Annotated in this window: 16 protein-coding genes; 13 read left to right on the plus strand and 3 right to left on the minus strand. The window is 70.0% G+C overall.

Annotated elements, in window-relative coordinates; all coding sequences use genetic code 11:
- Positions 1-97 precede the first annotated feature (97 nt).
- Positions 98-1,795 carry a sensor domain-containing diguanylate cyclase gene (locus ACFFGH_RS00905; RefSeq protein WP_386664043.1) on the minus strand — a complete coding sequence of 566 codons (1,698 nt, stop codon included), beginning with the start codon at positions 1,793-1,795 and terminating at the stop codon, positions 98-100.
- A gap of 250 nt (positions 1,796-2,045) precedes the next feature.
- Between ACFFGH_RS00905 and ACFFGH_RS00910 the strand changes: the two genes are divergently transcribed.
- The 6 genes from ACFFGH_RS00910 (at position 2,046) to ACFFGH_RS00935 (ending at position 6,434) form a co-directional block, all read left to right on the plus strand.
- Entirely contained in the window at positions 2,046-2,843 is a 798-nt protein-coding gene (locus tag ACFFGH_RS00910; RefSeq protein WP_386664044.1) for an ABC transporter ATP-binding protein, read from the plus strand.
- Positions 2,843-3,592, plus strand: a complete 750-nt coding sequence (locus tag ACFFGH_RS00915) for an MlaE family lipid ABC transporter permease subunit (RefSeq protein WP_386664046.1) — start codon at positions 2,843-2,845, stop codon at positions 3,590-3,592. The genes ACFFGH_RS00910 and ACFFGH_RS00915 overlap by 1 nt, the downstream gene beginning before the upstream one ends.
- 57 nt (positions 3,593-3,649) lie before the next feature.
- Complete coding sequence (gene mlaD, locus ACFFGH_RS00920; RefSeq protein ID WP_386664047.1) at positions 3,650-4,195, plus strand: outer membrane lipid asymmetry maintenance protein MlaD; 546 nt, start codon at positions 3,650-3,652, stop codon at positions 4,193-4,195.
- A 4-nt stretch (positions 4,196-4,199) separates the two neighbouring features.
- Entirely contained in the window at positions 4,200-4,904 is a 705-nt protein-coding gene (locus ACFFGH_RS00925; protein ID WP_386664049.1) for an MlaC/ttg2D family ABC transporter substrate-binding protein, read from the plus strand.
- Position 4,905: 1 nt separating this feature from the next.
- On the plus strand, positions 4,906-5,196 hold the full coding sequence (locus ACFFGH_RS00930) for an STAS domain-containing protein (RefSeq protein WP_386664051.1): 291 nt from the start codon (positions 4,906-4,908) through the stop codon (positions 5,194-5,196).
- 158 nt (positions 5,197-5,354) lie between these two features.
- Entirely contained in the window at positions 5,355-6,434 is a 1,080-nt protein-coding gene (locus ACFFGH_RS00935) for an MlaA family lipoprotein (RefSeq protein WP_386667271.1), read from the plus strand.
- Between the two features lie 217 nt (positions 6,435-6,651).
- On the opposite strand, the gene ACFFGH_RS00940 is transcribed toward ACFFGH_RS00935, so the two are convergent.
- The gene (locus ACFFGH_RS00940) at positions 6,652-8,265 is read right to left on the minus strand and encodes a DNA recombination protein RmuC (RefSeq protein ID WP_386664052.1); all 1,614 of its coding nucleotides are present in this window, start codon (positions 8,263-8,265) and stop codon (positions 6,652-6,654) included.
- Positions 8,266-8,409: 144 nt separating this feature from the next.
- Here ACFFGH_RS00940 and ACFFGH_RS00945 point away from each other — a divergent pair, with 144 nt between their 5' ends.
- Entirely contained in the window at positions 8,410-8,961 is a 552-nt protein-coding gene (locus ACFFGH_RS00945; RefSeq protein WP_386664053.1) for a DUF421 domain-containing protein, read from the plus strand.
- Positions 8,962-8,967: 6 nt separating this feature from the next.
- On the opposite strand, the gene ACFFGH_RS00950 is transcribed toward ACFFGH_RS00945, so the two are convergent.
- A complete protein-coding gene (locus tag ACFFGH_RS00950) occupies positions 8,968-10,137 on the minus strand; it encodes a class I SAM-dependent rRNA methyltransferase (protein WP_386664054.1) in 1,170 nt (389 codons plus the stop codon).
- Between the two features lie 242 nt (positions 10,138-10,379).
- Between ACFFGH_RS00950 and ACFFGH_RS00955 the strand changes: the two genes are divergently transcribed.
- The 6 genes from ACFFGH_RS00955 (at position 10,380) to ACFFGH_RS00980 (ending at position 17,117) form a co-directional block, all read left to right on the plus strand.
- A complete protein-coding gene (locus ACFFGH_RS00955) occupies positions 10,380-11,339 on the plus strand; it encodes a TerC family protein (protein WP_386664055.1) in 960 nt (319 codons plus the stop codon).
- Positions 11,340-11,396: 57 nt separating this feature from the next.
- On the plus strand, positions 11,397-12,185 hold the full coding sequence (locus tag ACFFGH_RS00960; protein WP_386664056.1) for a rhomboid family intramembrane serine protease: 789 nt from the start codon (positions 11,397-11,399) through the stop codon (positions 12,183-12,185).
- A gap of 192 nt (positions 12,186-12,377) precedes the next feature.
- On the plus strand, positions 12,378-14,084 hold the full coding sequence (locus ACFFGH_RS00965; RefSeq protein WP_386664058.1) for a M28 family metallopeptidase: 1,707 nt from the start codon (positions 12,378-12,380) through the stop codon (positions 14,082-14,084).
- Positions 14,085-14,150: 66 nt separating this feature from the next.
- A complete protein-coding gene (locus ACFFGH_RS00970) occupies positions 14,151-14,840 on the plus strand; it encodes an aspartate/glutamate racemase family protein (RefSeq protein ID WP_386664060.1) in 690 nt (229 codons plus the stop codon).
- A gap of 50 nt (positions 14,841-14,890) precedes the next feature.
- Positions 14,891-15,919, plus strand: coding sequence for a TIGR00266 family protein (locus ACFFGH_RS00975; RefSeq protein ID WP_386664061.1), 1,029 nt, complete (start codon positions 14,891-14,893; stop codon positions 15,917-15,919).
- Between the two features lie 160 nt (positions 15,920-16,079).
- On the plus strand, positions 16,080-17,117 hold the full coding sequence (locus tag ACFFGH_RS00980) for a patatin-like phospholipase family protein (RefSeq protein ID WP_386664063.1): 1,038 nt from the start codon (positions 16,080-16,082) through the stop codon (positions 17,115-17,117).
- Positions 17,118-17,143: the final 26 nt, after the last annotated feature.

Below are 17,143 nucleotides of genomic sequence, written 5' to 3' on the forward strand. Positions count from 1 at the left end.
GGCGCCGCCGGATGCAACAGCAGTGAAGAAAACCGCCCTGAGGCACTACCCCGGTTGAACGTGCTGCACGGTTTTGCTGCGAGTCAGCCTCGACCGCTCAAACGGCCGCGAATACAGGCAGGTTCTGGCCGTGATCGACCGTGCTCACGGTGTTGCCGCCGAGCGCGCTTGCACGCTGCGCCGCCTGGGCCGCGCGCTGCATCAGGCCGGCGACGGGCTCGCCGGTGACAGCGGTCGCGATGCCGGCGCTCGCGGTGATTACGAACGACTGCCGGCCAACGCGGAACGGCGCGCCGGCGATCGCCTCGGTGAGTTGCCGCGCGAGCGCTTCGGCCGCGTTGCGCTCACAGGCGCGGACCACGGCGAAGCGGTAGCGACCGATCCGGGCGACGACGTCGTCCGGCCCGAGCCGTGCGCGCAGCCGCGTGAAGCCCTGCCGCAGCAGCACGTCAGCCACCGCCGGTCCGTGGCGATCGTCGATGAGGGCCAGGTCATCGAGGTCGAGCATCAGCAAGCAGTAACGCCGCGCGCCAAGCCCGCCGAGCTGGCGCCAGGATTCGAGCAGGCGGTCGAGCGCGGGCGCGGTGTGGGCGCCGGTCACCGCGTCGAGGTCGGGCGAGCGTTGCGCATGCCGGATCGCGCGGTCGCGGTTGGCCGCGTGCCGGCCGAGCGCGAACGCGAGCACCGTCGATTCGGCGACCGCGATCAGCGGCAGCGCCGTTTCGGCCCAGGGCGCCATCACCAGGCCGAGCTGGTCGGCGGCCACGAGCGCGGCGCTTGCGACCAGCGGCGTCCACCCGAGCAGGTAGTAACCGGCATAGGTGGCCCGGCGGCGCCAGACCAGCATCGCGATGCCGAGCACCGTGGGCCCGCTGATGATCAGCAGCACGTTGCCGGCCGTGCAGTACCAACCGTGCACCTGCGTGCGTCCGATCAGCAGCGTGGCGAGCAGCGCCACGTGCAGCCAGAACAGCCACCGCAGCAGCTGCGATGCGCGCGGCGCGATGGAGTCGAGCTCGAGGATGCGGCGGGTGAATACCAGCTGCAGGCTCACCGCAAGCGTGGCCACCGCCCAGCGCCCGGTCGCGCCGTGCACGACGAACGGTTCAAGCACGCCCGTCGTGGCAGCGTCGCCGGCCAGCAGCACCACGTAGGTCGCGATGCAGACCAGGTAACCGGCATAGCTGAGGTACAGCAGGTCGCGGAAACGCAGGTAGATCGCGAGCGTCACCAGCGCGATGGCCAGCAGGACGGCGGCCGCGCCGACGGTGAGACGCGCGCCAGCGCGCTGTTCGCGAGCTAGCTGCGCGGCTTCCACCAGCCGCACGCGCATCGGCTCGGTGCTGGAACCGGTCACGTGCAGGTAGGCGACGCTGGCCGTGGGCCAGCCGTGCGGCAATGCGAGCGACCAGCCGCGACGCAGCGCGGTCGCCTGCCCGGGGGCCGCGTCACGCGTGGCCGGCCCGACCCGGCGTGGAGCGGCGCCGGGGGGATGGAACGTGAGTTCGCCCAGATGCTCCGCGCCTTCGACGACGAACACCCAGCCGGCGCCGGCGTCGATGCGACCGTGGCAGGTCAACCGCAGCCAGTGCCCGGTCGAGCGCCGTGGCAATCGCACGCGTAGCGCTTCGCCCCGCGTGGTCGCCTCCGACCGGTGCAGCACCGGCACCGCCACGGGCGGACTGTCGACTGCCTCGGCGGTGTAGAGCAGTTCGGCCTGCAGCCTGCACGCGCCTGCGGGCCCGGTGAACAGCAGGGCCAGCAGCAGCCAGAGGGCAAGCTTGGGTCGATCCATCGTGCTGACTCCTGGGCGCGTCCGTCATGCCGCGGACCGGGCTTTCACGTGATCTTCACACGATTCTATGGGTACACGTGGCCCGCTGGCGGGACCGGACATCTCCCCGCGGTCCGCCCGCAGCTGCGACAATCCCGACCGCATACCCCCTGTTCAGGCGTCGGAGGGCAAGCTGCCCGGCGTTTTGCCTGTCGCCGGGGATGCGACCGGCAGGCCTGCCGCCCGAACCGCGACCAAAGACTCCGAGCCCATGACCGCTTCCGATGCGATCGTCCGCCTCCGCCAGCTGCGCCTCGAGCGCGGCGAGCGCGCGGTGCTGCGCGGCATCGACCTCGACATCGCGCGCGGCAGCGTCGTGGCGCTGTTCGGCCCGTCCGGCAGCGGCAAGTCGACACTGCTGTCGGCACTGACCGGCGAGCTCGCCCCGGCTGCGGGCTCGGTCGAGGTGCTCGGCCAGCCGGTGCCATCTGCCGGTCGCGCGCTGCTGGAGCTGCGCAAGGGCCTGGGTGTGCTGCTGCAGGGCAATGGCCTGCTGACCGACCTGACCGCCGCCGAGAACGTCGCGCTGCCGCTGCGCATGCACACCGACCTGCCCGCGCCGGTGATCGAACGGCTGGTCGCGATGAAGCTGCATGCGGTCGGCCTGCGCGCGGCGGCGGATGCCTACCCGCGCGAACTGTCCGGCGGCATGGCCCGCCGCGTCGCGCTTGCGCGCGCACTCGCGCTCGACCCGCCGCTGATGATCTACGACGAGCCGCTGACCGGCCTGGACCCGATCGCCTGCGGCGTGGTCATGAGCCTGGTGCGCCGGCTCAACGACACGCTCGGGCTGACCAGCATCGTCGTTACCCACCACGTGCACGAGACGCTGCCGGTCACCGACCATGCGGTCGTGATCGCCGACGGCGGCATCGTGTTCTCGGGCACGCCCGCCGAGCTGCAGGGCTCGACCGACCCGCTCGTGCGCCAGTTCCTCGACGGCCAGCCCGACGGCCCGATCCCCTTCGACAGCCGTGGCGCCGGCGCCAACCGACAGGACGCCGCCTGATGCCGTTCACCACCGCCACCCGCTCGGTCGGCCGCGCCGGGCTGTTCGCGTTCTCGGTGCTGCGCGCATCGAAGCCGACCGCCGATTTCTTCCGCGAGCTGATCCGCGAGATCTACAAGATCGGCGCGCGCAGCCTGCCAATCATTGCAGTCGGCGGCGCGTTCGTCGGCCTGTCGGTCACGCTGCTCGGCTATCGCGCGCTCGACACCTACGGCGCGAGCAACCAGGTCAGCGCGATGCTCGGCTTGGGGATGTACCGCGAGCTCGGCCCGGTGCTGACGGCGCTGCTGTTCATCGGCCGCGCGGGCTCGTCGATCGCTGCCGAACTGGGCCTGATGCGTGCAACCGACCAGATCACCGCGCTCGGGCTGATGGCGATCGACCCGGTCGGCCGCGCGGTTGCGCCGCGCTTCTGGGCGGCGGTGCTCAGCGTGCCGCTGCTCACGGGCTTTTTCTGCAGCTTCGCGATCAGCGCCAGCTATTTCGAATCGGTGCACGTGATCGGCCTGGATGCCGGCACGTTCTGGCAGGTGCTCAAGGACAGCGTGGACTTCACGCGCGATTTCCTGATGGCGTTCGTCAAGGCCGCGGTGTTCGGCGCGACCGCCGCGCTGGTGGCCGCGTACGCGGGCTACCACGCCGAGCCGACGATCGAGGGCACGTCGGTCGCCACCACGCGCGCGGTGGTCAATGCCTCGCTGCTGGTGCTGATGTTCAATTTCGTCATGTCGGCGCTGCTGTTCAGGTGATGCGCGTCGTCCAGGCCGCATGTCATCTGCGGACTCTTCAAATAGAGGTGGGTTTCCATGAGTAATCGCTCTCCCCGCATCGAATTCGCCGTCGGCGCATTCCTGCTGCTCGCGCTCGCCTCGCTGCTGGTGCTGGCGCTCGCATCGACGAACGGCAAGTGGGGCTTCGGTGCCGACCGCTATCCGCTGATCGCCCGCTTCACCACGATCGGCGCGCTGCGCCCGAACGCGCCGGTGAAGATCGGTGGCGTGACGGTGGGCCAGGTCGCCGACATCCAGGTCGACCCGGTCAAGTACGACTCGGTCGTGACGCTGGCGATCGACGAGCGCTTCGCGGACCTGCCCGGCGACACCGCTGCCGGCATCTTCACCAGCGGCCTGCTCGGCGAAAGCTACGTCGGCCTGGCGCCGGGCGGCGACCCCGAGCCGCTCAAGCCCGGCGACGAGATCTACCTGACCCAGCCCGCCGTCGACCTCATGCAGCTGGTCGGCAAATACATGTTCAGCGGCGGTGCCGCTGGCAGCGGCGACGATGCCGCCGCCGTGGACGCAGCGACCGATGATCCGGCCGCCGACACCGCGCCCGCCCCCGCACAGGAGTGACCCGATGACCCGCAGCCCCCTCATGATCCCGACCCACCTGCGTTCCGGCGCGACCCGCCGCGGCCTGCTCGGCCTGCTGCTCGGCGCCTCGCTGGTGGCCGCGGCGCCCGGTGCGTATGCACAGAAAGCCGCGCCCGCCGCCGCAACCGCGCAGGCCGGCTCGCCAAGCGCACTCGTGCTCGATAACAGCACGCGCGTGCTGTCCACGCTCGAAGCGCGTCGCAACGAATTCACCAAGAACCGTGCGGCGCTGCGCCAGTTCATCGCCGGCGAGTTCAACCAGATGTTCGACCGCGACTACGCGGCGCGCCTCGTGCTCGGCACGCATGGCCGCGGCGCATCGGATGCGGACGTCAAGCTGTTCGCCGATGCGCTGACCGACAACCTGATGCAGCGTTACGGCTCGTCGCTGCTGGACTTCAACACCCGCCTGAAGGTGCGCGTGAAGTCCGAAACCCCGATGCGTAACGGCGCGATCGTCAAGGTCGATACCGAACTGCTGCGCCAGGGTGGCGAGCCGGTTCCGGTCTCGTACCTGATGCGCCGCAGCGGCAGCGGCTGGAAGGTGTTCGACGTGATGGTCGAAGGCGTGAGCTTCGTGCAGACGTTCCGCAGCCAGTTCGACGGCCCGCTCAAGCGCAAGCCGATCGCACAGGTCGCCGCCGACCTGCGCGCCGGCAAGCTGCAGGCCGACGCCGCGACGAACTGACGTGGCAGCGAGCCCCGACATGCCGGCGCAGCTGCGCCGTGACGGCGATGCGCTGGTGTTCTCTGGCGCATTGCTGCGCGATGCCGTATCCGGCCTGTGGTCGCAGTCGCGGTCGCTGCGGGACGGTGCGCAGCGCATCGACCTGACCGGCGTCAGCCGCATCGACAGCGCGGGGCTCGCGCTGGTCGCCGAACTCGCCGACGGCCGGTTGCCGGTCGACGGCGAGCCGGTCGGCCTGGCCGAACTGCGCGGCGCGTACCGGCTCGGCGCAACGCTGGGTTTCGCGACCTAGCCCGTCCGGCAGGGTCGACCGGCCGCGGCCGGCGTTAAACTTTCGCGATGAACGCTCCCTTCACCCTGATTCCCGCACCCGGCGGTCGCCGCCGGCGCGGCCATGCGCTGCCGGCCGCCCTGCTGCTGGCCACTGCCGGTTTCCTCGCGCCGCCCGCCATGGCCCAGAGCGCCGAGCCGCTGCCGGCCGACCCGCCAGCGACGGGAGCGACCAGCGCCGAGACGCCGCCCGCGGTCGATTCGAACGGCGCTGCGGATGGATCGGGGCCTGAGGCTGCGCCTGCGCAGCAGCAGGACCGCAACGGCGCGGCCGACGTGGCGCCGGCGCTCGACACGATGGCGCTGCCGGCGCCCGGCGAGCCCGTGCACGCGGCGACGGCCGGTGCAGCCTCCGACCAGGCCGAACCGGCCGAGGGCGCGCTCGATCCGGCCACGCCCGATGACACCCGCACCCAGGCCGAACGCGACTTCGATGCGCTCTACGGCCCCTACGATCCGGTAGCCGATCCGTCGCTGCCACCGCCTGCGGAGGTTACCGGCGCCTACGATCCGTGGGAGCCGTTGAACCGGCGCGTGCACCGCCTCAACAGTGCGGTCGACCGGGCCGTTGCGCGGCCGCTCGCGCGCGCCTATGTCGCGGTCGTGCCGCGTCCGGTGCGGCTCGGCGTCGGCAACTTCTTCAACAACCTCGGCCAGCCGGTGTCGGCGGTCAATGCGCTGCTGCAGGGCAAGCCGGAACAGGCCGCGCAATCGCTGGGCCGGTTCGTGCTCAACAGCACGCTCGGCATCGGCGGCATCTTTGACCCGGCCAGCGACGCGAAGCTGCCGAACCGCAGCGAGGATTTCGGCCAGACGCTCGGCGTCTGGGGCTGGAAGCGCTCGCGTTACGTCGAGCTGCCACTGTTCGGCCCGCGCACGGTGCGCGACGTGTTCGGCCTGGTCGGCGACGCGCCGCTGAGCCCATTGCGCCAGGTCGAGGCCGACACGCTGCGCGTGCCCATGCAGGGCCTGCAGCTGGTCGACGTGCGCGCGCAGCTGCTGTCGACCGACAGCCTGCGCGAAGGGGCCGAGGACGACTACGCGCTCGTGCGCGACGCGTGGACGCAGCGCCGCGACTACCAGATCTTCGGCGACCGCATGCTCGAGACCGATGAGAGCCTGCCCGAGTACCTGCGCGAGGAGAACAACCCGACCGTGCCGGTGGACGCGATGCCCCTGATGCCGAGCGACGGCGGCTGAGGTATCTGAAGCAGGCACCGGCCACGTTTCGCGGGTGGTGCCAGGCGCCCTTTCCGAAGCATCGCCCGGCAGGGCGGTCTTACGTCGTCAACGCGGCGTAACCCATGCCGTCGATCAACCTGCGCCGTCAGTGAGCACTAGCGACACGTGGTCCGGCCTGAGAACGCAAGCCTAAGCCTGACCTCGTAGGCCGACGCGGCAATCGCCGCGCCCGCGCTCACTCCTTCTTCGCCCGCTCACCCGGCGTGGCTTCGGTCACCTGCTTGAGCAGCGTCTGCCCGACCGCTTCGATCTCGGTGTCGGCATCCGGCGCGAGCAGCTCGGGCAGCTTGCCCTTGTTCGGCTTCACGCCGAGGCTGACCAGGCGCTTGGCGCGCGGGATCACCGCCATCTTCGAATCGACCAGCCGGCGCTTGGCCGCGCTGAACGTCTCGTCGGCCGCGCGCAGGCGTGCACCGATCTTCTCGAAATCCTCGAGGAACGAGGTCAGCGCATCGAGCAGCAGCCCGCCCGCCTTGTTGATCTCCTCGGCCTGCTTCTGGATCCGCTCTCGCGTCCACAACCCGTCGACCACGCGCAGCAGCGCCATCAGCGTATTCGGCGAGGCGAACACGATGCGGCGCTCGAACGCGTAGGTCTGCAGCGAGCCGTCGGTGCCGAGCGCGCCCGACAGCGCACCTTCGATCGGGATGAAGGCAACGGTGACATCGAGCGCCGCCTCGCCGAACAGCTTCGGGTACTGCTTGTCGGCCAGCTCGCGCACGTGCTGACGTAGCGCGACTGCATGGCGGTGCATCGCTTCGTGGTGCGCGTCGATGTCGTCGGCGTTCATCGCCTGCTCCCAGGCGACGAGGTTGACCTTGCTATCGACCACGATGCAGCGGTCGCCCGGCAGGCGCACGACGATGTCCGGGCGGTGACCGCGGCCATCCTCGCCGGTGACCTGCTTCTGCCGCTCGTAATGCACGCCGTCCTCGAGGCCCGAGCCGCGCAGCACGCTTTCGAGCATCAGCTCGCCCCAGTCGCCGCGCACTTTCGCGTTGCCGCGCAGCGCCTTGGTCAGCGCCGCCGCCTGCGCGGCCATGTCCTGGTTCAGCGTGCGCAGCTCGCCGAGCGCACCGACCAGCGTGGCGCGCTCCTTCGCCTCCTCGCCATACAACGTGTCGACGCGCTGGCGGAACTCGCCGAGCTGCTCGGCGAATGGCTTGAGCAGCGTTTCGATATCGGCCTTGGACTGCACGGTCGCGTGGCGGATGTTCTTTTCGAACACGGCGCCGCGCTCTTCGAACGCCTTGCCGGCGAGCTGCGCGAATGCGTCGCTGAGCCGCGCCTGCGCCTCGTCGACGAACTGCTGCATCTGCGCGCGGGCTTTCTCGGCGTGGGTCAGATGCGCGCTCGCTTGCGAATGCTCGGACTGCAGACGCGCGTATGCACCGGACTGCTCGTCGAACTGCGCGCGCAGGCGCTCGAGCTGGACGCTGCGGTCGTTGAGCTCGGCGCTTGCCGATGCGCGTGCGACACGTTCGGCCTCGAGCGCGGCACGCGCGGTCTCCAACCGCGCGCGCAGTTCGGCGTGCTCGTCGGCGAGCTGTGCATGCGCGTCGGCCGCTGCGCGCAGCGCGCCGAGCGCTTCGCCGTCCTCACGCGCACGCGACCGCGCCTGCTCGAGCTCCGCCGCGAGACGGTCGCGTTCGGCGGTCAGCGCCTGCAGACGCGCATCGGCATCGGTGGGCCGGCGCTGCAGGCGCATCAGCGCGTAGCCGACGAATAGAAGCGCAAATGCGGCCAGCGCGAGGATCGCGTAACCGGCAACGGGCGGGATCGGGTTCATGACGGCCTCCGGTGCCGAAAAACGGTACAGCGTAGGGTCAACACTGTCTCAGCACGTGAGACCGACCAGATCGCCACGGCTGGAATCACCGCCCGCCGACTGCGCCCGTGGCGTAATGCCGGCTCGACCCGAGCGAGGATATCGATGGACAGCAGCATGTTCTTCGAAAACTGGTCGGCGCTGGGCCGCACGCTGATCATCGGCGTGCTGGCGTATTCGATCGTGGTGGTGTTTCTGCGCATTTCCGGCAAACGCACGCTGTCGAAATGGAACGCGTTCGATTTCATCGTGACGATTGCGCTGGGCTCGACGCTCGCGTCGATCATCATCTCCAAGGATGTCGCACTCGCGCAGGGCGCACTCGCCCTTGGTGTGCTGATCGCGCTGCAGTTCGTGATCACCTGGCTGGCGGTGCGGGTGCCGTGGTTGCGCCGCCTGATCAAGTCCGAGCCGGCGCTGCTGCTCGACCGCGGACGCATCCTGCACGATGCGCTCAAACGCGAGCGGGTCAGCGAATCCGAACTGCGCGCCGCGGTGCGGGCCAACGGCAACGTATCGATGGAAGACGTCGAGGCCGTCGTGCTCGAAACCGACGGCACCTTCAGCGTGATCAAGAGCGGCGGTGACGGTTCACGCTCGGCGCTGGAAGGCGTTGCAGGCGCAGGTCCAGCCCGCGCCGAGCAGGCCGAACGCTGAGCGCGCTCAGTCCAGCACGCGGCAGAACACCGCCTTGAGATAGCGCGACTCCGGCACCTGGGCCAGGAACGGGTGGTCGGAGCCAGCGCCGGCGATCTTGAGCACCTGCACCGTGCGGTTCGAATAGAACGCCGCCCGGCGCAGCATGTCGAGGAACTGCTCCTCGCTGACCAGGCCCGTGCACGAGAACGTCGCAAACAGCCCGCCGGGTTTCACGCAGCCGAGCGCGAGCTTGTTCATGTCGAGGTATTTCTTCAGCGCCGGGATCACCTGCTCGCGGTCGCGCGTCATCTTCGCCGGGTCGAGGATCACCACGTCGAACAGATCACCGCGGATGCCGGCATCGCGCATCCACGGAAACACGTCAGCCTGCACGAACTTGACCCGCACGTTGTTGAGCTTGGCGTTGCCGCGCGCGATTTCGAGCACGTCCTCGTCGATGTCGATGCCGACCACTTCGCTTGCACCACGCACCGCCGCATACACGCCGAAGCCGCCGGTGTTGCAGCACAGGTCGAGCACGCGCTTGCCCTCGACCCGCTCGCTGAGCCACTGGCGGTTCTCGCGCTGGTCGGCGAAGAAGCCAGTCTTGTGCGCGCCGGCCGGATCGGCGCGGAATTTCACGCCGTACTCGGTGATCACGCTCGGCGGCACCGCGGGATTGCCGCGGAAATCGAAGCTTTCCTGCTTTTGGACGTGCTCGTCGGCGAAGCTGTAGAAGCGGCAGCCCGGGAACTGCTCGGAAAGTGCCGCATAGATCCACTCGCGGTGGCGGAACATGCCGGCCGAGAAGAACTCGACCACAAGCAGGTCGCCGTAACGATCGACCACCAGGCCCGACAGTCCGTCGCCCTCGCTGTGCACGACGCGCCAGGCGTCGCTGACCTGGTCGAGCTTGAGGAACTCGCGGCGCAGCTCCACCGCCGCGGCGATGCGCCGCGAAAACCACGCGGCATCGACGGTGACCGCCGGATCGCTCTCGAGCATGCGCAGCGCGATGCGCGAGTGGCCGTTGTAGAACCCGCGGCCGATCCATTCGCCGTCCACGCCAACGACATCGACAATCGCGCCGGGGCGGGGTTTCTGCGCGGGCTTGTCGACGAGGCGCTGGAAGATCCACGGATGGCTGGATTTCCAGGCGTTCTTGAGACGGACGGTCGGGTTCGGCGTATTCATCGCGGCATTGTAGTCGCGGCCTTGACCGCGGACCGGAACAATCGCTTAGCATCGGCAACTGAAGGGGAGTAGCTCCCACACAGCGGTGCCGTCATTACGGGCTCGCGGCCGTCTAGGCCGACGCCCCGGTACCGCGGCAGGCCTCCGGCCTGCGAGCGAGACCTTCGCCGATCCGCGGCGAAGGTGCGTCCGAGTGACGCAGGTTCGACCGCGGCCCGTCGTGTCCGCCCGGAGCCCTCGTCATGGAAACCATCGCAAGTCCGTTGTTATGGAGTGCGTTCGGCGCGCTCGTTCTCGCTGCCCTCGTGATCGACCTGGTGCTGATGCGCCACGGCGGTCCACACAAGGTCACGTTCCGCGAAGCGCTGCTGTGGAGCATCGGCTGGGTCGCGCTCGCCCTCGCGTTCGGCGGCTGGCTGTGGTGGTACGTGTCCGGCCAGTCCGGCGCGGACGCAGGCCAGCGCATCGCGCTCGAGTATCTGACGGGCTACCTCGTCGAGAAATCGCTCGCGGTCGACAACATCTTCGTGTTCCTGATGTTGTTCAGCTATTTCGCCGTGCCCGAGGAGCAGCGCCAGAAGGTGCTGATCATCGGCGTGATCGGCGCGATCTTGCTGCGCGCGGTGATGATCTTCGCCGGCGCGCTTTTGCTGCAGAAATTCCATTGGGTGCTGTACGTGTTCGGCGCGTTCCTGCTGCTGACCGGGGCGAAGATGCTGTGGGCGGCCGGCAAGCAGCCGGACCTGGAATCCAACCCGCTGCTGCGCTGGCTGACCTCGCACGTGCCGATGACGCGGGGCTACGTCGGCGCGCGCCTGTCGGTGGTCGAAGGCGGGCGGCGGCTGTACACGCCGCTGTTCATCGTCGTGGTGATGGTCGCGATCACCGACGTGATCTTCGCCGTCGATTCGATCCCGGCGATCTTCGCGATTACCGAAGACCCGTTCATCGTGCTGACCAGCAACGTGTTCGCGGTGCTCGGCCTGCGCGCGATGTTCTTCCTGCTCGCGGGCCTGGCGGACCGTTTCCACCTGCTGCCGTACGGGCTCGCGCTGGTGCTGATGTTCATCGGCACGAAGATGCTGATCGTCGACCTGGTGAAGATTCCGATCGCGGTGTCGCTGGGCGTGGTGGCGGCGACGATCGGCGCGACGATCGTGCTCAGCCTGAAGCGGCCGGCAAAGATGCCCGAGCTGCGCTGAGGCACACGAGCGAGCGGCCGGCTTGCAACGCGGCCGTTCGACCGCCATGTGCGAACCATGCACCTGCCCGACCACGACCTGCCCACCGATTCGCCCGACCAGCGCGCGGCCGATCGCCGCCGCTGGCTGCGCGCGTTCAACCTGAGCCTGGCCGCGGTGCTGGTGCTCGTCGCGGTGTTCAGCGCGCAAGGCGCGTTCGACCTGCGGGCCTGGACCGTGCAGCCGTGGGCGTGGTCGAACTGGCGCGGCCTGCTCGGCGCGCCGCTGCTGCATGGCTCGTTCGAGCATCTGGCTGCGAATGCGATCGCGCTGCTGATGCTCGGCACGCTGACCGGCGGGCTGTACCCGCGCGCGGTGGCTCGCTCGCTGCCGCTTGCGTGGATCGGCTCGGGCCTCGGGGCGTGGCTGCTCGGCGATGCCGGCTCGTATCACCTCGGCGCGAGCGGCGTGACGCACGGGCTGATGTTCCTGCTGCTCGGGCTGGGGCTGCTGCGCCGCGATCGCCCGTCGGTGGCGGCGGCGATGATCGCGTTCATGTTCTACGGCGGCATGCTGCTCACTGTGCTGCCGCGCGAGGCCGGCGTGTCGTGGCAGTCGCACCTGGGCGGCGCGATCGCCGGCTTCATCGCCGCGTGGCTGTGGCGCCGTGCCGATCCGGCGCTGCCGCGCAAACGCTACAGCTGGGAGCTGGAGGAGGAGGCCGCGGCAGCCGCGGCCGAGGCGCAGCGCAACGAGTTCGAGCGCCCGCGTCCGGACGACGTGCCGGTGCTGTGGCACCGCGAGCCGGTGCGGGGCCAGGTGCTGCCATTCCGGCCGCGGACGGGGCCGGGCGAGCAGGGCGACTAATTCCGGGCGGCTGCATGGCGGTACCGGGCCGTTGCGTGCGCGCCCGGCTGCGGATCGGCTGCGGGCCACTTCTCCCCGCGGCAAGTGGCCGACCGGCCTGCGTCATGCCGGACGTGGCGGCTCGGCGTTGTGGTCGCAGGCGCGGCCCGCCCGTAGCTGGCGATGCGCCTGCGGGCACGGCAAGCTGGGCCGATGACCGCTTCCCGCCCGAACCGCCGGCTCCTCGCCCATCCCGCCGTCGTCGGCCTCGCCATCGCCCTGCTGGCTGCCCTGATCGCCCTCGTGCTGGTCGTGCGCGAGCGCCGCGCCGACGCGGTCGACCGGCCTGTGCCGGGCATGGCGGGCACCGCCGCCCAGCGCATCGAGGCCGATGTGCGCTTCCTCGCCGACGACCTGCTCGAAGGTCGCGAAGCGGGCACGCGCGGCTACCAGCTCGCGTCGTTGTACGTGGCCGAGCGCATGCGCGCGATCGGGCTCGAGCCCGGCGGCGAGGACGGCAGCTATTTCCAGCGCGTGCCGCTGCTGCGCGCGCAGCGCCTGGCCGACGGCGGCGAGCTGCGCATCGAGCGTGACGGCGCGGTACGCACACTGCGCTTTCGCGAAGACTTCCTGCCGGCACTGAACTACAACGCAGCCGACGCGCGCATCACCGCACCGGCGGTGTTCGTCGGCCAGGGCGTGAATGCGCCGTCGCCAAAGCACGACGATTTCCGCGGCGTCGACCTCAGCGGCAAGATCGCGGTGCTGTTCGCCGGGGCGCCGGCGAAGTTCGACAACGACCGCCGCGCGTTCTACTCGTCCACGCGCGAAAAGCTTGCCGAGCTCGTGCGCCGCGGCGCGGTCGGTGCGGTGTTCGTCGCGACCGACGAGGACGAAAAGCGCCGGCCGTGGGCGCGCGGCGCCGCGGACTGGGACCAGCCCGGCATGCGCCTGCGGGGACCCGACGGCCGCGGCATCGACACGTTCCCCCAGCTGCGCGTCGTCACGAACGTCAATGCGGCCAGCGCCGCCGCACTGCTCGGCCGCGACCCGGCGCCGCTGTTCAAGGCCGTAAACGACGGCACGCTGGCGCCATTCGAACTGCCCGGCACGCTGACGCTCGCCGCGCGCACGCAGATCACCGCGGACGAGTCGCGCAACGTCGTCGGCCGCCTGCCCGGCAGCCACCGCACGCTCGCCGCCGAGCATGTCGCGTTCACCGCCCACCTCGACCACGTCGGCATCGGCACGCCGGTCGATGGCGATGCGATCTACAACGGCGCACTCGATAACGCACTCGGCATCGGCATCATGCTCGAGGCCGCGCGCGAACTCGCCGCGCGCCCGGTCAGCCCGCGCCGCTCGTCGCTGTTCATCGCGCTCACGGCCGAGGAAAAAGGCCTGCTCGGCGCCGAGTGGTTCGCCAGCCATCCGACCGTGCCGCGCGAGTCGATCGTCGCGAACGTCAACATGGACATGCCGATCCTGCTGACGCCGACCACCGACGTGATCCCGATCGGCATCGAGCACTCCACGCTGCAGCCGATCGTCGAACGTGCCGCGCGCGAGGTCGGCGTCGAGCTGTCGCCTGATCCGTTCCCGGAACAAGTCGTGTTCGTGCGCAGCGACCAGTACGCGTTCATTCGCGCCGGCATTCCGGCGGTGTATCTGGACGGCGGCATGGAGGCGACGCAGCGCGGCATCGATGGCAAGGCCGCGTTGCAGGGCTTTCTCGACGAGCACTACCACGAGCCCAGCGATGAGGCCGACCAGCCGATCCAGTACCGCGATGCGGCACGGCTGGCGCGGCTCAACGCGCGCATTGGCGAGCTGATCGGCAACGGCGCCCAGCGGCCGCGCTGGAACGCCGGCGATTTCTTCGGCGAACGCTTCGCCCCGAAGTCCGCGCCCGCGCAGTGACTGCCGGCACGGGTCGCGCGGGATCATCAGCGCTACCGTAAGGTGGCCACCCCACCTGCGGATCGCATGAAGACACTTGGCCTCATCGGCGGCATGAGCTGGGAATCGACGGTTCCCTACTACCGCCTGATCAACCAAATCGTCGCCGAACGCCTCGGCGGCCTGCACTCGGCCCGGCTGCTGCTCTACAGCGTGGATTTTGCCGAGATCGAGCAGCTGCAGCGCGCCGGTGATTGGGATCGGGCCGGCCGCGTGCTGGCCGATGCCGCCTGTGCGCTGCGCGCCGGTGGCGCCGAGCTTCTGGTGATCTGCGCGAACACGATGCACCTGGTTGCCGATGCGGTCGAAACCGCAAGCGGCCTGCCGCTGGTGCACATCGGCGATGCGACCGCTGACGCCGTAAACGCCGCCGGGCTTACGCGCATCGGCCTGCTCGGCACGCGCTTCACGATGGAGCAGCCGTTTCTGCGCGAGCGCCTGCAGCGCCACGGGCTGGAGGTGATCGTGCCCGACGAGGCGCAGCGCGAGACCGTGCACCGCGTGATCTACGATGAGCTCTGCCGCGGCCGCATCGAGGACGCCTCGCGCGAGGCCTACCGCGCGATCATCGCTTCGCTGGTCGAGCGCGGCGCGCAGGGCGTGATCCTGGGCTGCACCGAGATCGGCCTGCTCGTCGCACCGTCCGATGCCACGGTGCCACTGTTCGACACCGCCGCGCTGCATGCGCGTGCGGCCGCGCTTGCGGCGCTGGCCTGAGCCCCGCGCCTGACTACACTCTCCGTCACTTTCGCCCAAGGATTGCCGCGATGACCCAGTGGTATTTCGTTCCCCCGCATGGCACCGACCGCGTCGGCCCGCTCGACGAGCTGTCCGCGCGCGACTTCGCGCAGCGCCACCCCGACGCGCAGGTCTGGCGCGAAGGCATGAGCGGCTGGAAGCCGGTGCGTGCCGTGCCCGAACTGCTCACCGGCAGCGGCGGCCCGCCGCCGCACATGCCGCCCCCGCCGGGCGCAGGCATGGGTGGCCGCAGCCGCAGCGACGAGATCGATTACCGCATCGTCGGCAACGACATGCCGTTCGTGGAAGTCGAGCTCGACCCGGGCGAAAGCGCGATCGCCGAAGCCGGCGCGCTGATGTACAAGGACGCGAGCGTGCAGATGGACACCGTCTTCGGTGACGGCTCGCACTCCGGCCAGGGCGGCGGCTTCATGGACAAGCTGTTCTCGGCCGGCAAGCGCGTGATCACCGGCGAGAGCCTGTTCACGACGATGTTCACCCACACCGGCACCGGCAAGGCGCGCGTTGCATTCGCCGCCCCGTACCCGGGCACGGTGCTGGCGATGAAGCTGTCCGACCACGGCGGCCGGTTGATCTGCCAGAAGGACAGCTTCCTCGCCGGCGCGCGCGGCGTGTCGGTCGGCATCCACTTCCAGCGCAAGATCCTCACCGGCCTGTTCGGCGGCGAGGGCTTCATCATGCAGAAGCTCGAAGGCGACGGCTGGGTGTTCGTGCATGCCGGCGGTACGCTGATCGAACGCCAGCTCGCACCGGGCGAGCGGCTCGACGTCGATACCGGCTGCGTGATGGCATTCGAGCCGAACGTGAGCATGGACGTGCGCCCGGTCGGCGGCATCAAGAGCATGCTGTTCGGCGGCGAAGGCGTGTTCCTCGCGACGCTGACCGGCCCCGGCAAGGTCTGGCTGCAGTCGCTGCCGTTCTCGCGCATGGCCGGCCGCATGCTGGCGGCCGCACCTCAGGGGGGCGGCGCCGACCGCGGCGAAGGCTCGATGCTAGGCGGCCTGGGCCGCTTGCTGGACGGTGACAACCGCTTCTGATGGTGAGTGCGCGAGCGGGCCCGACGCCCGCTCGCTGCCGGATCGGTCTTCGGCAGGCAACGGCGGCGATGCCACGTTCGACCTGCCGAACCGGCCCGGTCGGATGCGGTTCGGACTGCGATCGCTATCCTGCGACCGCTCGGCAAACCCACGGCTTTCGATGACCGCGACCCGCACTGCGCGCTTTTCCCTGCCGCTGACCGCCGCGCTGCTGCTCGGCGCGTGCGGCGGCGCGAACGTCAAACCCACGCTGCCGGCTGCACCGGCCAAGCCGGTAGTGGCGCCGGCCTCGGTGCCGCAGGTCCGCATCGGCCTTGCCCTCGGCGGCGGGGCGGCGAAGGGCTTTGCCCATATCGGCGTGATCAAGATGCTCGAGGCGAACGGCATCCGGCCCGACGTCGTGTCCGGCACGAGCGCCGGCAGCGTGGTCGGCGCGCTGTATGCGAGCGGCATGGATGCGTTCCAAATGCAGACGAAAGCGTTCGAGCTCGACGAAGCCTCGATCCGCGACGTCAGCCTGTTCTCCGGCGGCGTGGTCAAGGGCGAGAAGCTGCAGGGCTACGTCAACGAACTGGTCGGCCAGCGCAAGCTCGAGGCGATGAAGCGGCCGCTCGCTGTCGTCGCCACGCGGCTGGAGGACGGCCAGCGCACGGTGTTCACGCGCGGCAACACCGGCCAGGCCGTGCGCGCGTCGAGTTCGATCCCGGGCGTGTTCGAGCCGGTGAAGATCGGCAAGGCGACCTACGTCGACGGCGGCGTGGTCAGCCCGGTGCCAGTCGACGCCGCGCGCGAACTCGGCGCCGAGTTCGTCATCGCGGTCGACATCTCCAGCAAGGCCGGTGGCAAGGCGCCCAGCAGCCTGTTCGGCAACGTCAACCAGTCAATCACGATCATGGGCCAGAAGCTCGGCGCGCTCGAGCTGCAGCGCGCCGACGCGGTGATCCGCCCGGCCGTGCTCGACATCGGCGCGACCGATTTCGAGGCGAAAAACCGCGCGATCCTCGAAGGCGAACGCGCGGCGCTGGCCGCCCTGCCGCAGATCAAGGCCAAGCTCGCGAAGCTGCAGCAGGCGCGGCTGTCCGCCGCCCAGGCGAAAGCGCGGACGCAGGCCGCCGAGGCCGCCGCAAAAGCGCGCGCCGAATGCGAGGCCAGGCAGGGCCGGCTCGGCCGCATGCTCGACCGCGACGCCTGCGGCTGAGCAAAGGGTCGGAACCGCATGCATCT

This window comes from Lysobacter korlensis, from assembly GCF_042434515.1.

Excerpts from the sequence above, each read along its gene's own strand:
- ACFFGH_RS00905 (WP_386664043.1), bottom strand. The coding sequence starts at position 1,795 with ATGGATCGACCCAAGCTTGCCCTCTGGCTGCTGCTGGCCCTGCTGTTC.
- ACFFGH_RS00910 (WP_386664044.1), top strand. The coding sequence starts at position 2,046 with ATGACCGCTTCCGATGCGATCGTCCGCCTCCGCCAGCTGCGCCTCGAG.
- ACFFGH_RS00915 (WP_386664046.1), top strand. The coding sequence starts at position 2,843 with ATGCCGTTCACCACCGCCACCCGCTCGGTCGGCCGCGCCGGGCTGTTC.
- mlaD (WP_386664047.1), top strand. The coding sequence starts at position 3,650 with ATGAGTAATCGCTCTCCCCGCATCGAATTCGCCGTCGGCGCATTCCTG.
- ACFFGH_RS00925 (WP_386664049.1), top strand. The coding sequence starts at position 4,200 with ATGACCCGCAGCCCCCTCATGATCCCGACCCACCTGCGTTCCGGCGCG.
- ACFFGH_RS00935 (WP_386667271.1), top strand. The coding sequence starts at position 5,355 with ATGGCCCAGAGCGCCGAGCCGCTGCCGGCCGACCCGCCAGCGACGGGA.
- ACFFGH_RS00940 (WP_386664052.1), bottom strand. The coding sequence starts at position 8,265 with ATGAACCCGATCCCGCCCGTTGCCGGTTACGCGATCCTCGCGCTGGCC.
- ACFFGH_RS00945 (WP_386664053.1), top strand. The coding sequence starts at position 8,410 with ATGGACAGCAGCATGTTCTTCGAAAACTGGTCGGCGCTGGGCCGCACG.
- ACFFGH_RS00950 (WP_386664054.1), bottom strand. The coding sequence starts at position 10,137 with ATGAATACGCCGAACCCGACCGTCCGTCTCAAGAACGCCTGGAAATCC.
- ACFFGH_RS00955 (WP_386664055.1), top strand. The coding sequence starts at position 10,380 with ATGGAAACCATCGCAAGTCCGTTGTTATGGAGTGCGTTCGGCGCGCTC.
- ACFFGH_RS00960 (WP_386664056.1), top strand. The coding sequence starts at position 11,397 with ATGCACCTGCCCGACCACGACCTGCCCACCGATTCGCCCGACCAGCGC.
- ACFFGH_RS00965 (WP_386664058.1), top strand. The coding sequence starts at position 12,378 with ATGACCGCTTCCCGCCCGAACCGCCGGCTCCTCGCCCATCCCGCCGTC.
- ACFFGH_RS00970 (WP_386664060.1), top strand. The coding sequence starts at position 14,151 with ATGAAGACACTTGGCCTCATCGGCGGCATGAGCTGGGAATCGACGGTT.
- ACFFGH_RS00975 (WP_386664061.1), top strand. The coding sequence starts at position 14,891 with ATGACCCAGTGGTATTTCGTTCCCCCGCATGGCACCGACCGCGTCGGC.
- ACFFGH_RS00980 (WP_386664063.1), top strand. The coding sequence starts at position 16,080 with ATGACCGCGACCCGCACTGCGCGCTTTTCCCTGCCGCTGACCGCCGCG.